This window comes from Frankia sp. AiPs1 (assembly GCF_023716945.1).
Classification (GTDB): domain Bacteria; phylum Actinomycetota; class Actinomycetes; order Frankiales; family Frankiaceae; genus Frankia.
Map to the genome: position 1 here is coordinate 1 of NZ_JAMQQF010000674.1, position 2,920 is coordinate 2,920.

The 2,920-nt window shown below is 73.5% G+C and carries 3 protein-coding genes and 1 pseudogene; 2 read left to right on the plus strand and 2 right to left on the minus strand.

From position 1 onward, the window contains the following. Positions 1-140 precede the first annotated feature (140 nt). Complete coding sequence (gene pucL / locus ND748_RS29205; RefSeq protein WP_251749416.1) at positions 141-1,034, plus strand: factor-independent urate hydroxylase; 894 nt, start codon at positions 141-143, stop codon at positions 1,032-1,034. Positions 1,035-1,127: 93 nt separating this feature from the next. Here pucL and ND748_RS29210 read toward each other — a convergent pair whose 3' ends face one another. Then, positions 1,128-2,000 (minus strand): SAM-dependent chlorinase/fluorinase, encoded by an 873-nt coding sequence (locus ND748_RS29210; RefSeq protein WP_251749417.1) that lies wholly within the window; start codon positions 1,998-2,000, stop codon positions 1,128-1,130. After that, positions 1,997-2,503, minus strand: coding sequence for a DUF3099 domain-containing protein (locus tag ND748_RS29215; protein WP_251749418.1), 507 nt, complete (start codon positions 2,501-2,503; stop codon positions 1,997-1,999). The genes ND748_RS29210 and ND748_RS29215 overlap by 4 nt, the downstream gene beginning before the upstream one ends. A 260-nt stretch (positions 2,504-2,763) precedes the next feature. Between ND748_RS29215 and ND748_RS35175 the strand changes: the two are divergent. Continuing rightward, a pseudogene (locus tag ND748_RS35175) lies at positions 2,764-2,920 on the plus strand (glycosyltransferase family 1 protein); the annotation flags it as partial.

Below are 2,920 nucleotides of genomic sequence, written 5' to 3' on the forward strand. Positions count from 1 at the left end.
GGCGTTCGGAGACACCGTCGGGCCGCGCGGGTCGCGGCGCCGCGTGCCGGGCCGCGCCGGGCCCGGCGGGGACCGGATCAGACTCGTCGCTGGGCGACCCTCACCGAGGGCACGTACGTCCCCGCGACCAGGGAGGCTCGATGGCGATCGTGCTTGGACCGAACCAGTTCGGCAAGGCGGAGATCCGTCTCGTCCACGTGGACCGCACGGGTCCGGTGCATCAGCTCACCGATCTGAACGTGTCCACCGCGCTTCGCGGCGACTTCGCCGCGGCGCACCTGACCGGCGACAACTCCCACGTCCTCACCACCGATGCGCAGAAGAACACCGTCTACGCCTTCGCGCGGGAGCATGGAATCGGCCAGATCGAGGATTTCGCGAGCCGACTCGGCCGGCATTTCGTCGACTCCTTCCCGTGGATCGACGGGGCCCGGATAGAGATCGAGAAATACCATTGGAATCGGATACAGGTCGGTGGGGCGCCGCATGACCACGCATTCAGTCGGGCCGGTGGGGAAAGACGGACGACGGTCGTCACGGTGGACGGCGACGCCGCGTTCGTCGTTTCCGGACTCGCCGGGCTGGTCGTGCTCAAGTCGACCGGTTCGGAGTTCTGGGGATTTCCCCGGGACAACTACACGACGCTGGCCGAGACCACCGACCGCATCCTCGCGACCGAGGTGACGGCCCGCTGGCGTTACATCGGGGCCGATCATGACTTCGGACCGCTGTTCGACGGTGTCCGCGAGACGCTGGTCAGCACGTTCGCCGACGTCCACAGCCTGGCGCTGCAGCAGACGCTCTACCGGATGGGCGAGGCGGCCCTGACCGCTTTCCCCCAGGTCGCCGAGGTCCGGATGTCGATGCCGAACAAGCATCACTTCCTGGTCGACCTCGAGCCGTTCGGTCTGGACAACCCGGACGTCGTCTACCAGGCGCCGGACCGTCCCTACGGGCGGATCGAGGGGACGGTGCTGCGCGACGACGCGCCCGACCCGGGCCCCAGCTGGCAGGCCGTCCCCGGCTTCTGCTGACTCACGAACGGCCCAGACCCGCTCAGGCCCCGGCGCCCCAGCCAGGCTCGGCGCCCGCCTGGGCCCAGGCGGCCGCTCAGGCCCAGGCGCCGCTCAGGCCCAGGCACCCGCTGCCGAGGCGCCTGCTGCCGAGGCGCCCGCCCGACACAGCGCGAGCCGGTCCGCCGGGGCGACGGCCAGGGTGCGGGCCGCGTCGCCGTCGCGGACCGCGATCGCGGCCATGCCCGCGGCGTCCACGTAGAGCACCAGCTCGCCGGGTGCCACCGACCCGAACGTCACCCCGACCGCCAGCTCGGTCGCGGAGGTTCCGCCGGCCGCGCCGAGCGATGGACCGGCGTCGGGGGTGGCGGCCCAGACCAGCGCCCGGCCGGACGGTCGCAGCCCGGCCTCGGCGAGCAACGGCCCCTCGGCGGCGAGCTGGACGTTGCCGAAGGTGTCGACGAGCAGCACCTCGGCCTCGAGCACCCCGTCCGATCGCAGCCGGGCGTGCGGGGCGGGCAGGCGGACGAGTGTCGCCGGGTCGAGCGGCGCGCCAAGCGCCGTCAGTTCCGTCCCCCGGGCGAGCTCGGCGGCGGCGGGTGCGAACACGTCGCGGCCGTGGAACGTCGCGGGCGCCGCAGCCGGCACCGGCAGTGTCACCGCCGCCTCGACGCCGCCGAGCCGCTCGGCCGCCGCGATCAGCAGACCATTGTCGGGGCCGACGAGGTGCCCGCCGGCCGCGCGCACCGCCACCGCCCGGCGCGCCGTACCCACTCCCGGGTCCACCACCGCCAAGTGCACCCCGCGCGGCAGCGAGTCGACGGTCTGGGCGAGCACCGCCGCCGCGCGGCGCACATCGCCCGGCGGCACGAGGTGGGTGACGTCGACGATGCGGGCCGTCGGCACCATCCGCAGGATCACCCCATGGCACGCCGCCACAAAACCGTCCGCGAGACCGTAGTCCGTGGTGAAGCTGACGAAGGTCACCGCGCCGGGGCGTCGGCCGCGGGATCGGGATCAGCCCGCGCGGAGGGTTCAGCAGGCGACGAAGCACCGGCGGGCTCCGCGTCGGCCGGATACTCGGAGGCCGCGTCCGCCGTCGCGGACCACGCGCCGCCCGGCGCCGCCGAGGGTCGGCCGTGCACCCAGCCCGCGTCGTCGACCCAGCCGTCGCTGTCGACCACGCGGTGGGGATCGGCGGTCAGCGCCGCCGGCGCGTCCTGCACCGCCCGCACCGGATCGAAGGTGGCGGGTCGGTCGCGCTCGGGGGGCGGGCCGCCGTTGGCCACGACGACCGCGACCCAGGGCAGGATGACGGCGATCGCGACCGCGATGAACCGCAGCCAGCCGTGGAAGGCGACCACGGCGAGCACGAAGCAGACGACCCGGAGCAGCATCGAGGCCAGGTAACGCCGCTCCCGGCGGTGGATATCGGACTGCCGGGACCGACCGGCGGACGTGATGAGCACCGTCTCCCGGCGTTTGAACATCACCTGTGCACCTCGATTGGTTCTCTCTGTCCGGTTCGTCCCCGCCCGCGCCCGCCCTGCCCCTCCCAATATCCTCCTCACCCGGTCGCGGGGAAAACGGCCGTGATCGGGCGCTGCACCCCGCCATGGGCCCGGCCCACCCCGGTCCGCGACCGCTCGGCCCGGGCGATGCTTTCCAGCACGAAGCTGTGCGGGAACGTTCACGTATCGGTCGGCTGGCCGTCCGCGGGACGGCTCCATGCCCTGTCACCGTCCTCGGTGTGCGCGTAGCCGTGATCACCGAGTCGTTCCTCCCCCACGTCGACGGGGTGACGAACACGGTGTGCCGAGTCCTGGAGCATCTACGCGACCGCGGGCACGAGGCGATGGTCGTCGCGCGGGCCCGGGCACCGGGGGCCCGGCCCACCGCCCCCCGCG

Excerpts from the sequence above, each read along its gene's own strand:
- pucL (WP_251749416.1), top strand. The coding sequence starts at position 141 with ATGGCGATCGTGCTTGGACCGAACCAGTTCGGCAAGGCGGAGATCCGT.
- ND748_RS29215 (WP_251749418.1), bottom strand. The coding sequence starts at position 2,503 with ATGTTCAAACGCCGGGAGACGGTGCTCATCACGTCCGCCGGTCGGTCC.